Here is an 18,816-nt window from a genome sequence, read left to right on the forward strand (position 1 = left end):
AGAATCAGCTTTGCCAAAAGAAAAGAGCGACGCCGAAGCGCCGCTCTCTCATTCAAACTGACAGGGTCAGATTAGAATGCGAAGGTCAGCGACAGAGTTGTGCCGTCCTGGTAGTCAGGAGTACCAACTTCATCAGCTGCGATTGCACCAGCGGTGTCCGCATCAGCGTAGGATACGAACAGTGCTGCGCCACCACCGAGGTCATAGGAAGCTGCTACGTAGGAGTCAGTGCCATCCGATGCTGGGGTAGCAACGCCAGAAGCGTTGTAGGTGTCGTTCTCGTCGTACATACCAGCCATCAACTTCAGGCCGTTGCCGAGGTCGTAGGTAGCATCAAGAGAAGTCTTGGCTACGCCTTGGTCGTCCTGCAGGTCAAGAGTCACAGTTACGTCACCAGCCGCGTAAGCGAATGCGATGCCGTAGTTTGCATCATCTTTATGAGCGTTGGTTGCAAGGTTTGCAGCCGAAGGGTTTTCGTCTACGTAGTAGGCGGTGATCTTAACGTCGCCTACAGGGTATGCAACTTTGATACCGGTCGAAGAGTTTGTGCCGTTAGCGCCAGTATCGGTTTCAGCGTAAGCGACAGTTACGTCAGCACCTGCAACTGCCATCGCAGCAGATACGCCCCATACGTCGTTCGCGTTGAAGTCACCAGCTGCAGCACCAGTGATGGTGGTGTTAGCTTTTTCTTCAGTCGCAGCAGTAATGGTTACACCACCAATAGTAGTGCGTGCGCTGAACGAAGTCTGCTCCTCTTGAGAGTTGTCTGCAGCGGACACGATCAGTGTCGAAACGGACGCTTCAACAGAACCGTAGTTGATGTCAGCGCGGAGAACGGCGTCAGCGTTAACTGCATCGGTCCAATCGGAAGTGAAGCCGTCAGCTTCCATGTCGCCAGCAGAAGCCCAGTATTTAACTGCAGCGGTGCCAGTGTCGCCGTAGTACAGCGAAACATTCTCAGACTTAACGAAGAGAACGTAGTCGTCTGCGTTAAGGTTGGTGTTGCCACCTGCATCTTGGTTATCTTCTTGGATGTCGAAGTTAACCGTTGCGCCAGCGGTAATGCCGTTGTCGAGCTCTTGGGACAGTGTTGCAGTCAGTGTCGCACCCCAGTAGAAGCCATCGTTGTCGTCGGCAGGAGTAGTCATAACTGCAGTAGCGTCAGTGTCGTTGTACGACAGGTTAGCTACGCCGGAGAACGAAACTTCAGCAGCAGCTGCGCCAGCGAAAGCCGACATTGCTACGGAAGCGAGAAGGATCTTTTTCATGGTTTACCCTCGTGTTTTTGCATTCACATGAATGCCAGTGAACCTAGCATTGGCAGGATATGTGCGCCCAAAGCCCCCACCACTCAAGTCATTTGCCCCGTTCATTCGGTGCCTTGATCAAAAATGATGCACGAAGGACACACCCGTTTATCGCGGAAATGGCGGGTGACAGGGGGGCTTGATCGTCCTATGTCCTGCTGAGCCGCCTTAAAACAAAAGACGATCAGGAGCGTGTTATGGGTTTGTCTGACATCAAAGACCGCATTGCAAAAGCTGAGGCCGAAAGTGGTCGCGCAGAGGGAAGCGTCACTTTGATCGCTGTCTCAAAAGTACAGCCCAATACCAAAGTGGAGTCGGTTTTGCGCGAAGGGCAGCGAGTCTTTGGCGAAAATAAGGTTCAAGAGGCGCAAGGAAAGTGGCCTGCGTTTCGTGAACAGTTCGAAGGAATCGATTTGCACCTGATTGGGCCGTTGCAAACCAATAAGACTCGGGCGGCTATGGAGTTGGTGAATGCGATCCACTCGGTTGATCGTCCGAAACTGGCACATGCGATTGCACGTATTGCTCAAGAGATCGGGTCCTGTCCTGATTTGTTCATCCAAGTGAACACGGGCGAGGAGCCGCAGAAGGCGGGGATCTTGCCTGCGGATGTCGACTCTTTTGTTGCTGAATGTCGTGCGCTTGATCTGCCGATTAAAGGTTTGATGTGTATTCCACCAGCTGACGAGGAAGCGTCGATGCACTTTGCGCTGTTGCGTAAGTTTGCAGAACGGAACGACCTTGAGGGGCTTTCGATGGGTATGAGTTCTGATTTTGAAAAGGCGATTGCCTTTGGTGCGACCCATGTTCGCGTCGGCTCGGCGATCTTTGGTGAGCGCGACTACGGCTAAGGGCTATAGTATACAGACTCGGCTTTGGTAGTTGATGCGGGGTGCGATCCAATGCAGGTCGCGCCGCGACAGAGCCACGCAGCCTTCGGTCGGATAAACGGGGCGGCGCCATTGATGGATGAAAATGGCAGAGCCGCGTCCTTTGACGGCGTAGGGCCAGTTCCAATCTAGAATCAGAACGAGGTCGTAGAGCGGATCAGCGCGCCGTAGTTTTTCGTGGCTATGGGGGTAGGGTGCGCGAACCATGAGGTTGTAGTCCTCATGGTTGGGGTCGTCGGACCAGAGATCAGCGTGACCTATCGGCACGGCCCAGTCAGTCGGTTTTGCGATCCGATCCGGGCGATAGAGCATGCCGACAATGCGGTGTTGCCCACGTGGGGTCGCGCCATCACCTTCGCGTTTGTTGTCAGTGACACCGCCGCGCCCAATGTTACAGGCGAAATGGCGGTTCATGAAACGCAACCCAGTTGGGCCGACGACCAGATCGAGCGGTGTCACAGGAGGTGTCCTGATTTCGATGCCTTCGTTGCAAGGTAGTGGTGGTTATGGCGGTTCTCGCCGACCTTGAGGGCGACGCGTTCCACGACTTCAATCCCGCTATCGTTCATGCGTGCAACTTTTGCAGGGTTGTTGGTGAGCAATCGAACCGAGCTGAACCCCATGCGGCGCAAAATCTCTGCTCCGATGCGAAAATCACGTTCGTCGTCTTCGAACCCTAAACGGTGATTTGCTTCGACGGTGTCAAAGCCTTGATCCTGTAGCGAGTAGGCACGCATTTTGTTGGCGAGGCCAATGCCGCGTCCTTCTTGATTGAGATACAAGAGCACGCCCGCGCCTTCTTGACCCATCTGAGACAACGCGCCACGCAATTGCGGACCGCAATCGCATTTTAGGCTGCCGAGAACGTCGCCCGTAAAACAAGCGGAATGAAGGCGCGCCAAAACGGGCTTGTCTCGCGGGGGCTGGCCGATCTCTACGGCATAGTGTTCTTCGGCGCCGTCGTGAGGGCGGAAGATGTGCAAACGACCTGCTTCTGAAACATCGAGCGGCATACGGGCCGCGATAATCGGGTCGAGTGGCGACAAATCGGTGGCAAGAGCGGCGGAATCGGGGACGATTGTAAGGTTGTGGGCCTGCGCAAAGCTCGTTGAATTGGGGAGGTCCACCATGACCGCCGCTGGCAACAAGCGAGCGGCTTTGGTCAGGGCAATTGCCGCACGGGCGGGTTCTGCAGAACCCTCACGACGTGCGTGGAGCGGGCCTTTCATGGGGTGCCGTAGGTCATCAGCTGGATCCGCGATGCCACGAACCCAGGTCAGCGCAGCATCAACAGGCAACGCGATACGTGTCAGATCGCCGTCGTAGGCTGCGACCTTGAGTGTCGAAGCGCGGTGAGATGTGACCGCAATACTGGCGGCACCCATTGCCCTCACCTCGGCCAAACGGGCGGCGTTTAATGTTTCCGCCGCTAGAACCAGAGCGCCGCTTTCCAGCACAACAGGAACACCCATGCGTAAATCTGCACGGGCACGCGCTAGCCGTTCTGTAATATCGGGTGCAAATCCCATCGTCGAAACCTTCGCTTTGTTTGACTTAACTAGGGTGATTTGAAGGGAATTGAAACATTTCCCTTCTCTACGACACGACCGCGTGAATTTTTGTCGGAATCCTTGCCCTAAAGCGTACCAAGTCACAGATGTTCAATCAGACGTGAATGGAGGCCAAAAACGCTATGGCACAACTCAAACGCATTTTGCTTGTCGATGACGATGATGACCTGCGCGAAGCGCTAGGCGAACAATTAATTATGACCGAAGACTTTGACGTCTTTGAGGCTGGCAACGGCCACGACGCAATTGGCCGTGTCAAAGAAGGGATCTACGACCTCGTGATTCTGGACGTAGGTTTGCCTGACACCGATGGGCGCGAGCTTTGCAAGGTGATGCGCAAGCAAGGTGTCAAATGTCCGATCCTTATGTTGACTGGGCATGACACCGACAGCGACACCATTTTAGGTCTGGACGCTGGGGCGAACGACTACATCACTAAGCCGTTCAAATTCCCAGTGCTGCTGGCTCGTATCCGTGCGCAGCTTCGCACCCATGAACAGTCCGAAGACGCTATGTTCCAAATCGGGCCATATACGTTCAAGCCAGCGCAGAAACTGCTGCTGACCGAGGACGACAAAAAGGTCCGTCTTACGGAAAAAGAAACCAACATCCTCAAGTATCTTTATCGGTCGACAGACGGTGTTGTGCCGCGCGATGTGCTGCTTCACGAGGTTTGGGGGTATAACGCGGGTGTCACGACCCACACGCTTGAGACGCACATCTATCGTCTGCGTCAGAAGATCGAACCCGATCCATCCAATGCTCGCCTTTTGGTCACAGAAAGCGGTGGATATCGGTTGGTCGCCTGATTTGAGTATAAAATACGACCAAAATGTCGTATAGGTTGAATCGTTCCCTTGATGGCAGGGTTACGCCATCATCCTCCCTGTTGGACTTGCCCCCGCATTTCGCGGGGGCTTTTTTCTGCGTGATACTGGTGGTCGTGGGCGCGTGATCGCGCTACACATCTGTCCGAAATATGGAGACGGATATGACTTTTACGCTGGCCACTTGGAACATCAACTCTGTCCGCTTGCGCGAAGCTCTCGTGTCTCGGCTCATGACTGAAGATATGCCAGATGTGCTCTGCTTGCAGGAATGCAAAAGCCCTGTCGAGAAAATCCCGTTCGAAGCGTTTCAGGCACTTGGCTACAACTACATGATCGCGCGTGGCCAGAAGGGCTATAACGGTGTGGCGATCTTGTCAAAGATGCCGATCCTCGAAACCGATGCCCAAGATTTTGCATCGCTCAATCATGCGCGGCACATTGCAGGTCGGCTTGAGAACGGCGTGACGATCCAGAACTTTTACATCCCTGCGGGCGGTGATGAACCTGACCGTGAGAAGAACGAGAAGTTCGGTCAGAAACTCGATTATCTAACCGAGATGCGGGATTACTTTCACAAGACCAAACCAGAAAAGACGGTGATCGTTGGTGATTTCAACATTGCCCCGCGTGAGGATGACGTGTGGGATCACAAGAAGCTGTTGAAGATCGTCAGCCACACTCCGATTGAGGTTGAACACCTTGCTCAAGTGCAAGATTCAGCGAGTTGGGTTGATATCACGCGGCAGGATATTCCTGAGGGGCTGCTCTATAGCTGGTGGTCCTATCGTGCGAAGGATTGGGACGAAGCCGACAAAGGTCGCCGTTTGGACCATATCTGGGCAACGCCCGATATTTCGAATGCGGCGCATTCCAGCCGGATCAGGCGTGATGTGCGCGGATGGGAACAGCCCAGTGACCACGCGCCAGTTTTTGCGACCTTCGACATTTAAAACATTTCAATAACGGGATGTAACTTGTCTTCCCGTTACAGGCTGCTCATATAAGGGCAAACAGAATTCTAGGAGGGCATGATGCTCGAACTTGGCGGACAAAAAACGACTGGCGATCTGGTCATTGATACAACCGACGCAACCTTTGTGCAGGATGTTATTGAAGCGTCCAAAGAGGTTCCGGTCATCGTAGACTTCTGGGCGCCTTGGTGCGGCCCTTGTAAGACGCTTGGGCCTGCGCTTGAGGCTGCGGTGAACAAGGCGGGCGGCGCCGTGAAAATGGTCAAGGTCAATGTAGACGAAAATCAAGGTTACGCTGGCCAGTTGCGCGTTCAGTCCATCCCAACTGTATATGCGTTTTTCCAAGGGCAACCTGTTGATGGGTTCCAAGGTGCCATCCCACCAAGCCAGATTCAAGAGTTCGTTTCGAAACTAGCCTCTTTGGGCGGTGCAGAGGGCCTAGAGGCTGCGCTGGAAGAAGCTGAAAATATGCTCACCGAAGGCAACGCTGCCGACGCGGCTGAAGTATTCGGTGCGATTATTGGTGAAGAAGCTGAAAATGCTGCTGCCTTTGGTGGTCTGGCGCGGTGTTATGTTGCGATGGGCGACCTTGATCAGGCTGAGGCCGTCTTGAACGGCGTTCCTGTGTCCATTTCGAAGTCAGCCCCAATCGAGGCAGCGTTCGCACAAATTGCATTGGCCCGTCAGGCGGAAAAGGCAGGTCCTGTAGATGATCTGCGTGCTGCAGTTGCTGCAGACCCTGATAATATGCAGCTTCGCTTGGACCTCGCGCAGGCATTGCATGCGGCAGGCCAAGTCGCCGAAGCAGTAGATGAACTCTTGGAAATGTTCCGTCGTGATCGGGAATGGAATGACGGCGCTGCCAAAGCCCAGATGTTCCAGATTTTTGATGCGTTGAAACCAAATGATCCGATCGTGCTGAACGGTCGCCGCCGTTTGTCGTCGATGATATTTGCCTGACGGACGGAGCGTCCTACCTTGCGGGTTATGAGGACATCATCCGATCTGCCGCTTTCTATTCCGGTATTCCCGCTTCCGGGAGCTTTGTTGCTGCCACGCGCAAAGCTCCCGTTGCACATCTTTGAACCTCGATATCTTGCGATGATCGAGGATGTGATGAAGACGCCTGAGCGGTTGTTGGGAATGATCCAGCCAAATGGCGGGCGAGGGTTGCATCGCATCGGTTGCGCTGGGCGTCTAACCGCGTTCTCCGAAACCGAAGATGGTCGCTATATGATCACCCTTACGGGCATTTCGCGGTTCCGTTTGGCCGAAGAGGTCGAAGGCTTCACACCTTACCGCAAGTTTAATGTCTCGTGGGATGGTTTTGGCAGGGATCTTGGTCCCGTAGAGCACGACCCAGACATGGATCGAGACGTGTTGTTGTCGTTGCTGGAGCGCTTTTTCGATGACAAAGGTTTGTCGACCGATTGGGACGGAATTCGAGATGCCGAAGACGAGCTCTTGATCAACTCGCTTTCGATGTTATGCCCCTTTGAGCCCGAGGATCGACAAGCGTTGTTAGAAGCGCCAGAGTTGGCCCAACGGCGGGAAACGTTGATCACCTTGATCAGCTACGCTTTGCATGGCGGTGGTGAAGAGAGGCTACAATGAGCGAAATGACTTTTGATCCGAAGATGATCGAAGCCTTGGTTTGCCCCCAAACGCAAACCCGTTTGGACTATGATGCGGCGCGTCAGGAACTGATTTCGGTCGCTGCGAAGTTGGCCTATCCGATCCGAAACGGCATTCCGGTCATGCTGGTTGATGAAGCTCGCGTGATCGACTGAGGCGTAAGGGGCTCTGCCCCTCTTGGCCTTTGGCCAATTCACCCCGGGATATTTCAAGCACGAAGGCAGGGCGGGGTTGCTCTGACTCGGGGCTTGTGATTCTTTAGGCAAAACGAGCAGCCAGAAATTGATCTTATGACCGCAGCCACGCTTTTGCGCGACGTATTCGGATTCGACGGGTTCCGTCCGGGTCAAGAAGATATCGTTGAGGCGGTGTCTCTGGGTCAAAACACGCTTGCCATTATGCCGACAGGCGGCGGTAAGTCGTTGTGTTTCCAACTTCCAGCCTTGGTGCGCGAGGGTGTAACCGTCGTTATTTCGCCACTTATTGCCTTGATGCGCGATCAAGTACGAGGGCTACGTGAAGCTGGGGTTGAGGCTGGCGCGCTGACCTCTGGCAATACTCAAGAAGAAACCGATGCCGTCTGGCAAGCGCTGGAAGAGGGGCGTCTCAAGCTCTTGTATATGGCGCCAGAGCGGTTGGCCGCGGGCGGCGTACCGCAAATGTTGCGTCGCATTGGCGTGAGCATGATTGCGGTAGATGAAGCGCATTGTGTCAGCCAGTGGGGCCACGATTTTCGCCCAGATTATTTGCGGATTGGCGAGTTGCGGCGGGCGTTGGGCGTGCCACTTGCGGCCTTTACCGCGACGGCTGACGCGGAGACTCAAGCGGAAATCGTTGAAAAGCTGTTTGATGGCGTTCCACCTGTTACGTTCCTGCGGGGATTTGATCGTCCGAATATTCACCTCGCCTTTGCCGTGAAGGATCAACCGCGCCAGCAGATACTGTCGTTCGCGGCGGCGCGAAAAGGGCAGTCTGGGATTGTCTATTGCGGCACGCGAGCCAAAACGGAAACCATCGCGCAAGCGCTGCGAGAGGCGGGGCATGCCGCCTGTCATTACCACGGCGGGATGGAGGCGGAAGACCGTCGCGTTGTTGAGGGGCGCTTCCAACAAGAAGACGGACTGATTGTGGTTGCGACCGTTGCCTTTGGTATGGGGATCGACAAGCCCGACATCCGTTGGGTTGCCCATGCAGACCTGCCGAAATCGATTGAGTCTTACTACCAAGAGATCGGTCGTGCTGGCCGCGACGGAGCACCGGCTGAGACACTCACGCTCTTTGGACCCGATGACATTCGTTACCGGCGTCAGCAAATCGATGAGGGTCTTGCGCCGCCGGAACGTCGTATGGCTGATCACGCGCGTCTCAATGCGCTTTTGGGGCTGTGCGAGGCGCTTGAATGCCGTCGCAAAACCCTGCTCGGCTATTTTGGCGAAGAGGCGACGGCCTGCGGTCATTGCGATCTTTGCGACAAGCCTGCCGATGTGTTCGATGGAACGACGCCTGTGCGGATGGCGCTGTCTGCTGCTTTGCGGACAGGGGAAAGCTATGGATCCGGGCATCTGATCGAGATCTTGTTGGGCTCTGAGCTGGATAAGATCAAACAGCGCGGACACGATCAGTTGCCGACCTATGGTGTCGGCAAAGAATATAGTCGCCGTGAATGGCAGGCGATTTTTCGGCAGATGATGGGGCATGATTTGTTGCGTCCTGATCCTGAACGGCATGGTGGTTTACGCATGACCGAAAAAGCGCGCCCCATTCTACGTGGTGAGGATACGATCCAGCTGCGGCGCGATACGATTAAGGCCGCGAAGACTGGCAATAAGATCAAAATGCTGGTGAGCGAGGACGACGCGCCGCTGTTGTCAGCGCTTAAGGCGAAGCGCCGTGCATTGGCGGAGGCGGCGGGTGTGCCTGCGTATATCATCTACAACGATAGCACTCTAATCGAAATGGCGCAGAAGCGCCCGATGAGCCTAGATGAAATGGCAAAGATCAGCGGTGTAGGCGCGAAGAAACTGCAGAGCTACGGTGATGCGTTTCTTTCGGTTATTGCAGGGGAGGTGACCCATCTGCATCCCGCCCGTCGAAAGATGGCAGGGCGGAGCGAAGGATCGGTCTATGATCGACTGCTCGAAGTGCAGGCCGATCTTAGTCGAGGCGAGGATGGGACGGGTAAACCGATGACATGTTCGGCATCACTGTTGGCGAAAGTCGCGCAAATGCGTCCTCGGGACATGGCGACGATGGAGCGTGTGCTCGGCGCGAAATATGCCAAACGGTTCGGGGATGCATTCTTGGGCGTTTTGTCAGAAGCATCCTGATAATCATGTGCATTTGAGCAGGGGATTAACTGCGTTTGGCCTCTTTAGTTTTGAGAGGTGAGTGCTAGGTTCCCCTCTGCAAGAAGGAGCCATAAATGCTGATCGTCGTTTCCCCCGCTAAATCTTTGGATATGTCACCTGTTTCGGCCGAAATGACCGACCTGATGTTCCCTGATGACGCGATGCGATTGGCCAAGGCTGCGCGGAACCTGACCCTGTCAGACCTGAAAGGTCTGATGTCGATTTCGGACAATCTGGCGAAATTGAACCGCGATCGGTTTAAGGCCTACAGCGCCGATCCAGAGCCCGAGAATGTAAAGCCAGCGGTTTTTGCCTTCGATGGGGACACCTATAAAGGGTTGGAAGCAAAGACCCTTGATCCAGACGCACTGCGTTGGGCACAGGACCACTTGCGGATACTTTCGGGGATGTATGGGTTGCTGCGTCCGTTGGATGGCATGCAGCCTTATCGGTTAGAGATGGGGAGCAAGCTCAAGACGCGTCGCGGCAAGGATTTGTATGACTATTGGGGCACACAAATTTCCAAGCGCCTAAACGCTGAGGCGGAGGCTATTGGTACGGATGTCTTGGTCAATTGTGCCTCACAGGAATATTTCCATGCGGCGGACAATAAGGCCCTGAAACTGCGTGTGGTGACGCCCCAGTTTTATGAGGTCAAAGGCGGCAAGCCAAAGATTGTCAGCTTTTTCGCTAAAAGGGCGCGGGGTGCAATGGCGCGGTATATCATTGAAAACCGCATCACTGAGGTGGAGGACCTTAAGGGGTTCCACACAGGTGGATATGCCTTTGATCCAGGGATGTCGCAGGACAACACCTTGGTGTTCTCCCGCGACTATCCTGAGGAATGATCAGAGGCGCTCAATCGCCAGCGCGATGCCTTGGCCACCACCGATACACATGGTGATGAGGCCATAGCGGCCGCCGATGCGGTCGAGTTCATACATGGTCTTGACGGTCAGAATGGCACCCGTCGCGCCGACAGGGTGGCCAAGAGCAATTGCGCCGCCATTCGGGTTCACCTTGGCCGCATCAAATCCAAGCTCACGAGCCACCGCGATGGCTTGGGCCGCGAAGGCTTCGTTCGATTCAATCACGTCAAAGTCCGCGATTGAAAGGCCAGTACGTTCACACAAGGATCGAACGGCTGGGATGGGGCCAATACCCATGACCTCTGGTGCGACGCCAGAATGCGCATAGCCCGCGATGCGGAATTTCGGCGTGAGGCCTGCTTTTTCTGCCGCATCAGCGCGCGCAAGAATAACTGCCGCGGCGCCATCGTTGATGCCACTTGCGTTGCCAGCGGTGACAGAGCCGTCTTTTTGGAACACGGGGCGTAGGCCAGCGAGGGCTTCTACGGTGGTCGGTTTGGCGTGTTCATCGCGGGTAAAGGCGACTATTTCGCGTTTTACCTTCACCTCGACGGGTACAATCTGACTGTCGAAATACCCTGCCTCCATCGCGGCCAATGCGCGGCGTTGGCTTTCTGCGGCAAAAGCGTCTTGGTCTTCGCGGCTGATGTTGTAATCCCGCGCAACGTTTTCAGCGGTGACGCCCATGTGACCTGTGCCGAATGGGCAAGTTAGTGCGCCGACCATCATGTCGAGGCCGCGAATGTCTCCCATTTTTGCACCCCACCGTGCATCGGGGAGGATGTAGGGCGAGCGGCTCATGCAGTCCGCGCCACCAGCCAATGCGAAATCCGCATCGCCGAGCATCAACGACTGCGTGGCCGATACAATCGCCTGAACGCCCGACCCACACAGGCGGTTCACGTTCATGGCGGGAGTTGTTTCAGGAACGCCAGCCTGCATCGCAGCAACGCGTGACAGATACATATCGCGGGGTTCGGTGTTGATGATGTGGCCAAAGACCGTCGTGCCAATCTGATCGCCGGTGACGCCCGAACGCTCCAAAGCTGCTTTCGCTGCGATTGCGCCAAGGTCGATTGGAGCCGTGCCTGCGAGGCTACCGCCGAATGTGCCAATTGCGGTCCGTGCGCCGCCCAAAATTACGATATCAGTCATAGAGGTCCTCCCGTTGGGCGAAGGTTACTCATGGTCACGTGGGAAAACAGTGAAACGTTCCGTCACTTCGGGAAATCAATGTTGGTGGTGCGGTGGGATGTCCGGTTGCCAGTTGAGAGGCCAAATGTCAGTCTCGTTGGATCGGTAATCGAACTGCGAACGAGTCACCCATTATGCACGATCAAATCCCTCTGACCCGCGACCTCGTTTTGATCGGCGGTGGACATACACACGCCCTCGTTCTGCGGATGTGGGGCATGAACCCATTGCCTGGCGTTCGTGTGACGGTGATTAACCCTGTGCCCACGGCTCCATATTCTGGAATGCTGCCAGGGTTTGTGGCGGGCCACTATTCCAAAGATGAACTCGATATTGATCTGATCAAACTGGCACGATTTGCGGGTGCTCGTGTCATCGTGGACAAAGCCACTGGGATTGATTTGCGTAGACGGACCATCAGCCTCAAGGGGCGTGGTCCGATACCATACGACATCGCGTCTATTGATATCGGGATCACATCCGAGATGCCTGATCTGCCGGGATTTGCTGAACATGGTATTCCTGCAAAACCGCTCGATACATTTGCGGCGCGTTGGGATGCCTATCGCAAAGAGGCCAAGAAGCCTCGTGTTGCGGTTTTGGGTGGTGGCGTTGCAGGCGCTGAACTTTCTATGGCGATAGCGCATGCGCTGCGAGGCAAATCGGCAGAGGTTCGTCTGATTGATCGCGGCACAGCGCTGTCCGAATTTAGCGATACGGCTCGGTCTCAACTGCTGAAATCGCTAAAAGAGGCGCGTGTCGAGCTGATCGAGAACGCGGATGTCGTTGAGGTGACGGCGGATTCTGTGGTCCTAAAGGATGGCACGCGTGTTCCGTCTACTTTTACCAATGGTGCGACAGGCGCGCGCCCGCATGGTTGGATCGCTGAGACGGGATTGAACCTTTATCAAGGGTTCATTAGCGTCGGGCCAACCTTGCAGTCGAGCGATAGTCACGTTTTCGCGGCGGGCGATTGTGCTTATCTCACCCATTCGCCACGTCCAAAGGCGGGTGTTTTTGCCGTTCGTGAAGCGCCGGTACTGTTCCATAACCTTCGGGCCGCTCTGTCGGGTGGAACCTTCAAAGGATACCAACCGCAGAAAGATTACCTCAAGCTCATCTCTCTCGGCCAGAAATCCGCACTAGCAGAAAAGCTTGGAACGGCTGTTCGGGGGCCGCTGTTGTGGTCATGGAAAAACCGCATCGATACGACGTTCATGGAGAAATTCCATAACTTGCCAGCAATGGCGCAGCCAAAGTTGCCTGCACTGGTCGCTGACGGTGTCCGCGCGGTCTTGGGCGATGTCCCGATGTGTGCTGGATGCGGGTCCAAGGTGGGACGAAGTGCATTGCGTGCAGCCCTTGCCGATTTGCCCAGCAGTGACCGCGATGACGTTCGTTATGTCAAAGGTGATGATGCAGCGGTGATTGAAGTCGGCGGTGAGACCCTCGTTATGACCACCGATCATCTCAGAGCCTTTACTCATGATCCCGATCTCATGACGCGCATCGCTGCGACCCATGCGCTGGGCGACATTTGGGCGATGGGGGCGGAACCTCAGGCTGCTACGATGTCTGTGATCTTGCCACGCATGTCGTCAGAGCTTCAGCAACGCACAATGGTAGAGATTACCTCGGCTGCGGCGGATGTGATGGGGCGGGTAGGCGTGGTCATCGCGGGGGGACATACCTCAGTCGGATCAGAATTCACCATCGGCTTTACCATCACAGGCCGCACGACAGGAGACGTGCGCACGATTGAGGGTGCAAAAGAGGGCGACGTTCTCATCTTAACAAAGCCATTGGGAACGGGTGTTCTTTTGGCCGCCGAAATGCGTGGGCTCGCAAAGGGGCGCGATGTATTGGCGGCCTATCAGCGTATGGCTGAACCACAGGCTGTCGCGAGCCGTATCCTAGCGTCCGAAGCGCGAGCGATGACGGATGTCACAGGCTTTGGTCTGGCAGGGCATTTGTCTGGTATTTGCGAAGCATCAGGCGTTGGCGCAGAAATCACCTTGGCGAACCTGCCAGTGTTGCGTGGCGCCGAAGAGCTGATCGCCGCTGGTGTGAAATCCACTCTCTGGAACGAAAATCGCGAGGGGGCTGGCGGCGTCTTTGGGGCGCAAGGGCCGCGGTTCGATCTATTGTTCGATCCGCAAACCTCGGGCGGTTTGCTGGCTGCTGTGCGTGCTGATCTTGCTGACGAAATGGTGCGGAAATTGAAGCTCTGTGGTTATGGCGCTGCGGCTATTGGCCGGATCACCGACACGCCAGCAATCAAAGTGATTTGACGATATCGGCCACGCGCTCTGCCAAGTTGACCTGTCCGATGTCGTCGAGGGTGTCGCTGTGAAGTGAGCCAAGAACGGTCGGTGCATGCACCGATCGGGATTTCGCGTAGGACGGATCATAGTGATCGACGATCAAAGCCTTTGCGAGCGCGGTAAAGTCACCGCCCCGTAGCAAGGTTTCCCAGTGATCGACGGTCGCATGGCTGCGATGTTGCCGAAGTGGCTGCAATAGAGCGGTCAAGCGGTCAGTGTCCGCAATGACATCGGCGTAGGCACCCTGTAAATACCGCGCCCGTTCTTCGACAGGGGCTTCGATATCAATACGAGGCGCATCGCACATTGCGGCCCATACTGTCGGCGGCACATTCAAGCGACCGATTTTGCTGCTTTCGGCTTCGACGACGACTGGGTGGTTTGGGTCCAGTGTCGATAGTTTGCAAGCCAATCGGGACTCAAAGGTTTTCTGATCAGGCTGACCACCCGCAACACCACCCAACATAGAGCCGCGATGCTGCGCCATCCCTTCGAGGTCGAGGGTCTGGATGCCGTGCGCAGATAAACGGTTAAGAATATCGGTCTTTGCTGTCCCTGTATTCCCATCCAACAGCACAAAGCTGTGCGGGACTTGGGTCTCATACATGTCGTTGTATACAAAGCGACGGTAGGTCTTGTACCCACCCGCGATGGTATCCGCCCGCCATCCGATCTGTTTGAGGATGATGGCTACGGACCCTGAACGTTGTCCGCCGCGCCAGCAATAGACCAACGGCTTCCATCCGCCATCCTTGTCCGAAAGGGCGGTTTCAAGGTGATGCGCCACATTACGGGCAACAATTGCCGCGCCGATTTTGCGGGCTTTGAATGGGCTTTCTTGTTTGTAGATCGTCCCGACGATTGCTCGTTCTTCGTTCGACATGGCTGGGAGACTGATCGCGCCCGCGATGTGGTCCTCGGCGTATTCGGCAGGGGAACGCACGTCGATCACGGTGTCAAAACCGTGTGCCATTAGGTCAGTAAGGGACGAAAATTCAACGGGCATTTCAGGTCTTTCAGACCGACGGTAGTAGCGGAACGCGCCCCTGATCGGTCAAAGTAAAACAGGTGGTCCCATCAAATACCGCAGGAACGAGCGGACGGCCATAGCCAGCGCCGCCATCAAGATCGACCCGATTGCCGAAGTGAGTTGGCGTGTCTAGCGCGGTATGACCGTGAACGATCAGTTTCTCGAATGGGCCTTCGTGATCCAGGAAACCAATGCGGATCCAGATCAGGTCGTCCTCAATCTGGTCCTCCATCGCAATGTTGGGACGAATGCCTGCGTGAACAAAGATCAGCTCGTCAGTTTCGAACCAGAGCGGGCGACTTTCCAAGAATGCGAGGTGTTCGGGGGGAACGGCGGCTTGGGCACGTTTGAGTGTGTCGGTGCCGCCAACGTCGACTCCATAAGACCGTAGGGTTTCTGTCCCGCCGAGGGCAGGATCGAACCAACCTTTGCCAGACTTGATCTGGGAGTCGTGCTCGGTGCCATCCGCGAGATAACGACAGAACATTCGGTCATGGTTGCCGCGGAGCACGGTCCAGTTCCGACCTTCGGCAATGCCATTCAGCAGTCGCTCGACGACGGCGCGGCTATTGGGACCACGGTCCGTATAATCCCCGAGAAAGACGATATGAGCGTCTGCACCACCATCAATTTCAATAAGGCGAAGTGCGTTTTCGAGTTGGTCGATTTGGCCGTGAATATCGCCAATAGCGTAAATCATGATGTGTCCCGAACGTGTGGTAAGCCCTCGTCATAGTTGGCCTGTGTAACGGCAGGGCTTCAAATGGAAAAAGGGGCGGAAACCCGCCCCCTTGTAGTGAATGTAGCGTGGATTAGGCGACGTCAAAGACCAGCGGTTTGACCTGCTTGAATTTACCGGTTTCAGACAGGGCTTTTAGTGTCTCAGCATTGAGCGCTTCGTCTACATAAAGAAGCGCAATTGCTTCGCCACCTGCGCCAGCGCGACCAAGGGTAAAGTTCGCGATGTTGACGCCATTGTTGCCAAGCGTCGAACCCAGCGTACCGATGATGCCCGGAACGTCTTCGTTGGTGGTGTAAAGCATGTGTTGACCAACTTCGGCGTCGACGTTGATGCCTTTGATTTGGATAAAGCGCGGCTTGCCATCAGAGAACACCGTGCCAGCAACCGAACGCTCGTAACCGTCAGTGACAACGGTCACTTTGATGTAGCCTTCGAACGCGCCCGACTGATCCTGAGTGGTGGTCGAGAGTTTGATACCGCGTTCTTTGGCGATCACAGGTGCGGACACCATGTTCACGTCGGGGTTCGCTTTCTTCATGATGCCTGCAATCACGCCGCAATCGAGCGCTTTGAGGTTCATGTCAGAAACGACGCCGTCATACATCACGTTGATTGCTTTGATCGGTTCGTCGGTCATCTGGCCGATGAAGTTACCGAGGTGACCAGCCAGCTTGATCCACGGCCCCATGACTTTTGCTTCTTCGGCGGTCACGGACGGCATGTTGAGTGCGTTGGTAACAGCGCCAGTCAGTAGGTAGTCAGAGATTTGTTCTGCAACCTGAAGTGCCACGTTTTCCTGAGCTTCCGAAGTAGCTGCGCCCAAGTGCGGGGTGCAGACAACGTTCGGCAGGTTGAACAGCGGGTTTTCTTTCGCAGGCTCGACCGAGAACACGTCGAACGCAGCACCAGCAACATGGCCCGATTTCAGCATGTCAGCGAGAGCTTCCTCGTCAACCAGACCACCGCGAGCACAGTTCACAATGCGAACGCCCGGTTTGGTTTTCGCGAGGTTTTCGCGCGACAGGATGTTACGGGTCGAGTCGGTCAGCGGAACGTGCAGGGTGATGAAGTCAGCACGTGCGAGCAGCTCGTCGAGCTCCAGTTTCTCAACACCGATTTTCGCAGCGCGTTCTTCGGACAGGAACGGATCGTATGCAACGACCTTCATTTTCAGGCCTTGAGCGCGATCGATCACGATCGAACCAATGTTACCCGCGCCAATAACGCCAAGTGTTTTGCCGGTCAGCTCAACACCCATGAATTTTGACTTTTCCCATTTGCCAGCATGAGTAGATGCGGACGCTTCGGGGATTTGACGTGCGACAGCGAACATCATCGCGATAGCGTGCTCAGCCGTGGTGATCATGTTGCCGAAGGGCGTGTTCATCACGATGATACCTTTTTTCGAGGCAGTCGGGATGTCCACGTTATCGACGCCGATACCAGCGCGAGCGACGACTTTGAGGTTGGTCGCAGCAGCGATGATTTTCTCGGTTACTTTGGTCGCAGAGCGGATCGCGAGACCATCGTAGTTGCCGATGATCGCTTCGAGCGCTTCTTTGTCTTTGCCAAGCTGAGGCTGGAAGTCGACTTCGAGACCGCGATCTTTAAAGATCTGAACGGCTGCGGGGGAGAGTTCGTCGGAAATAAGAACTTTGGGGGCCATGATGGGGCTCCTTTGTTTGTGGGCATCTGCCCGAAAATTGGGGGGTAAGGGCGCGGTTAGTCGCGCCCCGCAAGATCACGCTTGTGCTTCGATTTCTGCTTCGAATGCCCACTCGAGCCACGGAAGCATTGCTTCGATGTCCGAGGTTTCGACGGTTGCACCACACCAGATACGCAAACCAGCAGGCGCGTCACGGTAGGCACCCACATCCAGCGCAACACCTTCTTTTTCGAGACGTTTTGCTACGGCCTTGGCAAATGCAGCGCCGTCTTGGATGCGGTCGTCGGTGAACTTCAAGCAAACCGAAGTGTTCGAACGAATGTCGTCGGAAACAGCAAGGTTAGCGATCCAGTCGCGAGTTGCGCAAAAGTCCCAGATGGCCTGAGCGTTGGCGGTCGAACGTGCGATCAATGCATTCAGGCCACCGAGGTTTTGCGCCCATTTCAGCGCAACAAGGTAGTCCTCAACAGCCAGCATCGACGGCGTGTTGATGGTTTCACCAACAAAGATACCTTCGATCAGCTTGCCGCCTTTGGTCATGCGGAAGATCTTTGGCAGCGGCCATGCAGGTACGTAAGTTTCGAGGCGTTCAACCGCGCGTGGGCTGAGGATCAGGATGCCGTGGGCACCTTCGCCGCCCATAACCTTCTGCCAAGAGAAGGTCACAACGTCGAGTTTGTCCCAAGCGAGGTCCATCGCGAAAGCGGCGGAGGTCGCGTCGCAAATGGTCAGGCCAGCGCGGTCCGCAGGGATCGCATCGCCAGACGGCAGGCGAACGCCCGAAGTGGTGCCGTTCCAAGTAAAGACAACGTCGTTGTCAAAGTTCACTTTGGTGAAATCGACGATTTCGCCATAAGCAGCTTTGTGAACGTTTGCGTCTAGTTTCAGCTGTTTCACAACGTCGGTGACCCAGCCTTCTCCGAAGGATTCCCAAGCGACCATGTCGACGCCACGAGCGCCGAGCATCGACCACATGGCCATCTCAACAGCGCCAGTATCAGACGCTGGAACAATGCCGATGCGGTAGTCGGCGGGAACGCCGAGAATTTCACGGGTGAGGTCGATTGCCTCTTTCAGCTTCGCTTTACCAACAGCAGCGCGGTGCGAGCGACCCATTGGAGCGTCGGCGAGCATATTGAGTTCGAAGGCTGGAATCTTGGCGCAGGGGCCGGAAGAAAAACGCGCATTTGCCGGACGCGTTGCCGGAGTCTCTTTGACCATTTCTGGTACCCTTTCAGATAAGCGCCTCTCGTTGGGGAGAGGTGTCCCGCTGCTGGACATATGCGGCAGTGCAGAAAGCTGCAATGGGGAAAATGACGCTTGTTTTCGGCAAAAGGTCGTAATTGGACCATCTGCGACTACTATCGGAAACTTCGGACCTGCTTGGCAGCGGCTTAGGGATATGCGAAACGCTAGCAAAACCAGTCGTAACCGGAGTT

Annotated in this window: 17 protein-coding genes; 9 read left to right on the top strand and 8 right to left on the bottom strand. The window is 55.5% G+C overall.

Annotation, left to right across the window (positions count from 1 at the left end):
• Positions 1 to 71: 71 nt before the first annotated feature.
• Positions 72 to 1,268, bottom strand: a complete 1,197-nt coding sequence (locus AC1QQ2_RS07630; RefSeq protein ID WP_479712698.1) for a porin — start codon at positions 1,266 to 1,268, stop codon at positions 72 to 74.
• A 236-nt stretch (positions 1,269 to 1,504) separates the two neighbouring features.
• Here AC1QQ2_RS07630 and AC1QQ2_RS07635 point away from each other — a divergent pair, with 236 nt between their 5' ends.
• Complete coding sequence (locus tag AC1QQ2_RS07635) at positions 1,505 to 2,158, top strand: YggS family pyridoxal phosphate-dependent enzyme (RefSeq protein WP_479712699.1); 654 nt, start codon at positions 1,505 to 1,507, stop codon at positions 2,156 to 2,158.
• 3 nt (positions 2,159 to 2,161) lie between these two features.
• Here the strand turns inward: AC1QQ2_RS07635 and AC1QQ2_RS07640 are convergent, their stop codons facing one another.
• Together AC1QQ2_RS07640 and ribA are read right to left on the bottom strand one after the other, a co-directional pair.
• Positions 2,162 to 2,656, bottom strand: a complete 495-nt coding sequence (locus AC1QQ2_RS07640) for a L,D-transpeptidase family protein (RefSeq protein ID WP_479712700.1) — start codon at positions 2,654 to 2,656, stop codon at positions 2,162 to 2,164.
• A complete protein-coding gene (gene ribA, locus AC1QQ2_RS07645; protein ID WP_479712701.1) occupies positions 2,653 to 3,726 on the bottom strand; it encodes a GTP cyclohydrolase II in 1,074 nt (357 codons plus the stop codon). Before ribA ends, AC1QQ2_RS07640 begins: the two co-directional genes overlap by 4 nt.
• 164 nt (positions 3,727 to 3,890) lie before the next feature.
• Here ribA and AC1QQ2_RS07650 point away from each other — a divergent pair, with 164 nt between their 5' ends.
• The 7 genes from AC1QQ2_RS07650 (at position 3,891) to yaaA (ending at position 10,400) form a co-directional block, all read left to right on the top strand.
• On the top strand, positions 3,891 to 4,577 hold the full coding sequence (locus AC1QQ2_RS07650) for a response regulator transcription factor (RefSeq protein WP_067547397.1): 687 nt from the start codon (positions 3,891 to 3,893) through the stop codon (positions 4,575 to 4,577).
• A gap of 182 nt (positions 4,578 to 4,759) precedes the next feature.
• A complete protein-coding gene (locus AC1QQ2_RS07655) occupies positions 4,760 to 5,548 on the top strand; it encodes an exodeoxyribonuclease III (protein ID WP_479712702.1) in 789 nt (262 codons plus the stop codon).
• A gap of 81 nt (positions 5,549 to 5,629) precedes the next feature.
• The gene (locus AC1QQ2_RS07660; RefSeq protein ID WP_479712703.1) at positions 5,630 to 6,529 is read left to right on the top strand and encodes a tetratricopeptide repeat protein; all 900 of its coding nucleotides are present in this window, start codon (positions 5,630 to 5,632) and stop codon (positions 6,527 to 6,529) included.
• A 27-nt stretch (positions 6,530 to 6,556) separates the two neighbouring features.
• Positions 6,557 to 7,183, top strand: a complete 627-nt coding sequence (locus AC1QQ2_RS07665) for an LON peptidase substrate-binding domain-containing protein (protein ID WP_105236045.1) — start codon at positions 6,557 to 6,559, stop codon at positions 7,181 to 7,183.
• The gene (locus tag AC1QQ2_RS07670; RefSeq protein WP_438986268.1) at positions 7,180 to 7,359 is read left to right on the top strand and encodes a Trm112 family protein; all 180 of its coding nucleotides are present in this window, start codon (positions 7,180 to 7,182) and stop codon (positions 7,357 to 7,359) included. Before AC1QQ2_RS07665 ends, AC1QQ2_RS07670 begins: the two co-directional genes overlap by 4 nt.
• A 135-nt stretch (positions 7,360 to 7,494) precedes the next feature.
• On the top strand, positions 7,495 to 9,531 hold the full coding sequence (recQ, locus tag AC1QQ2_RS07675; RefSeq protein ID WP_479712704.1) for a DNA helicase RecQ: 2,037 nt from the start codon (positions 7,495 to 7,497) through the stop codon (positions 9,529 to 9,531).
• Positions 9,532 to 9,626: 95 nt separating this feature from the next.
• The gene (gene yaaA / locus AC1QQ2_RS07680; protein ID WP_479712705.1) at positions 9,627 to 10,400 is read left to right on the top strand and encodes a peroxide stress protein YaaA; all 774 of its coding nucleotides are present in this window, start codon (positions 9,627 to 9,629) and stop codon (positions 10,398 to 10,400) included.
• Here yaaA and AC1QQ2_RS07685 read toward each other — a convergent pair whose 3' ends face one another.
• Complete coding sequence (locus AC1QQ2_RS07685) at positions 10,401 to 11,576, bottom strand: acetyl-CoA C-acyltransferase family protein (protein WP_479712706.1); 1,176 nt, start codon at positions 11,574 to 11,576, stop codon at positions 10,401 to 10,403.
• A gap of 173 nt (positions 11,577 to 11,749) precedes the next feature.
• On the opposite strand from AC1QQ2_RS07685, the gene selD reads away from it, so the two are divergent.
• Positions 11,750 to 13,906, top strand: a complete 2,157-nt coding sequence (gene selD / locus AC1QQ2_RS07690; RefSeq protein ID WP_479712707.1) for a selenide, water dikinase SelD — start codon at positions 11,750 to 11,752, stop codon at positions 13,904 to 13,906.
• On the opposite strand, the gene mnmH is transcribed toward selD, so the two are convergent.
• The 4 genes from mnmH to AC1QQ2_RS07710 all read right to left on the bottom strand — a co-directional run bounded on the left by mnmH (position 13,893) and on the right by AC1QQ2_RS07710 (position 18,598).
• Positions 13,893 to 14,912 (bottom strand): tRNA 2-selenouridine(34) synthase MnmH, encoded by a 1,020-nt coding sequence (gene mnmH / locus AC1QQ2_RS07695; RefSeq protein ID WP_479712708.1) that lies wholly within the window; start codon positions 14,910 to 14,912, stop codon positions 13,893 to 13,895. The two genes, selD and mnmH, sit on opposite strands and share 14 nt — an antisense overlap.
• Before the next feature lie 43 nt (positions 14,913 to 14,955).
• Positions 14,956 to 15,669, bottom strand: a complete 714-nt coding sequence (locus AC1QQ2_RS07700) for a metallophosphoesterase family protein (RefSeq protein ID WP_479712709.1) — start codon at positions 15,667 to 15,669, stop codon at positions 14,956 to 14,958.
• A gap of 112 nt (positions 15,670 to 15,781) precedes the next feature.
• On the bottom strand, positions 15,782 to 17,377 hold the full coding sequence (gene serA / locus AC1QQ2_RS07705; protein WP_105236038.1) for a phosphoglycerate dehydrogenase: 1,596 nt from the start codon (positions 17,375 to 17,377) through the stop codon (positions 15,782 to 15,784).
• Between the two features lie 75 nt (positions 17,378 to 17,452).
• Positions 17,453 to 18,598, bottom strand: coding sequence for a phosphoserine transaminase (locus AC1QQ2_RS07710; protein WP_249946745.1), 1,146 nt, complete (start codon positions 18,596 to 18,598; stop codon positions 17,453 to 17,455).
• Positions 18,599 to 18,816 lie beyond the last annotated feature (218 nt).

This window comes from Aestuarium sp. (assembly GCF_023253315.1).
GTDB lineage: Bacteria > Pseudomonadota > Alphaproteobacteria > Rhodobacterales > Rhodobacteraceae > Marivivens > Marivivens donghaensis.

Bases quoted from the DNA above. Each gene is read 5' to 3' on its own strand.
- AC1QQ2_RS07630 (WP_479712698.1), bottom strand. From the start codon at position 1,268: ATGAAAAAGATCCTTCTCGCTTCCGTAGCAATGTCGGCTTTCGCTGGC.
- AC1QQ2_RS07635 (WP_479712699.1), top strand. From the start codon at position 1,505: ATGGGTTTGTCTGACATCAAAGACCGCATTGCAAAAGCTGAGGCCGAA.
- ribA (WP_479712701.1), bottom strand. From the start codon at position 3,726: ATGGGATTTGCACCCGATATTACAGAACGGCTAGCGCGTGCCCGTGCA.
- AC1QQ2_RS07650 (WP_067547397.1), top strand. From the start codon at position 3,891: ATGGCACAACTCAAACGCATTTTGCTTGTCGATGACGATGATGACCTG.
- AC1QQ2_RS07655 (WP_479712702.1), top strand. From the start codon at position 4,760: ATGACTTTTACGCTGGCCACTTGGAACATCAACTCTGTCCGCTTGCGC.
- AC1QQ2_RS07660 (WP_479712703.1), top strand. From the start codon at position 5,630: ATGCTCGAACTTGGCGGACAAAAAACGACTGGCGATCTGGTCATTGAT.
- AC1QQ2_RS07665 (WP_105236045.1), top strand. From the start codon at position 6,557: ATGAGGACATCATCCGATCTGCCGCTTTCTATTCCGGTATTCCCGCTT.
- AC1QQ2_RS07670 (WP_438986268.1), top strand. From the start codon at position 7,180: ATGAGCGAAATGACTTTTGATCCGAAGATGATCGAAGCCTTGGTTTGC.
- recQ (WP_479712704.1), top strand. From the start codon at position 7,495: ATGACCGCAGCCACGCTTTTGCGCGACGTATTCGGATTCGACGGGTTC.
- yaaA (WP_479712705.1), top strand. From the start codon at position 9,627: ATGCTGATCGTCGTTTCCCCCGCTAAATCTTTGGATATGTCACCTGTT.
- AC1QQ2_RS07685 (WP_479712706.1), bottom strand. From the start codon at position 11,576: ATGACTGATATCGTAATTTTGGGCGGCGCACGGACCGCAATTGGCACA.
- selD (WP_479712707.1), top strand. From the start codon at position 11,750: ATGCACGATCAAATCCCTCTGACCCGCGACCTCGTTTTGATCGGCGGT.
- mnmH (WP_479712708.1), bottom strand. From the start codon at position 14,912: ATGGCACACGGTTTTGACACCGTGATCGACGTGCGTTCCCCTGCCGAA.
- AC1QQ2_RS07700 (WP_479712709.1), bottom strand. From the start codon at position 15,669: ATGATTTACGCTATTGGCGATATTCACGGCCAAATCGACCAACTCGAA.
- serA (WP_105236038.1), bottom strand. From the start codon at position 17,377: ATGGCCCCCAAAGTTCTTATTTCCGACGAACTCTCCCCCGCAGCCGTT.
- AC1QQ2_RS07710 (WP_249946745.1), bottom strand. From the start codon at position 18,598: ATGGTCAAAGAGACTCCGGCAACGCGTCCGGCAAATGCGCGTTTTTCT.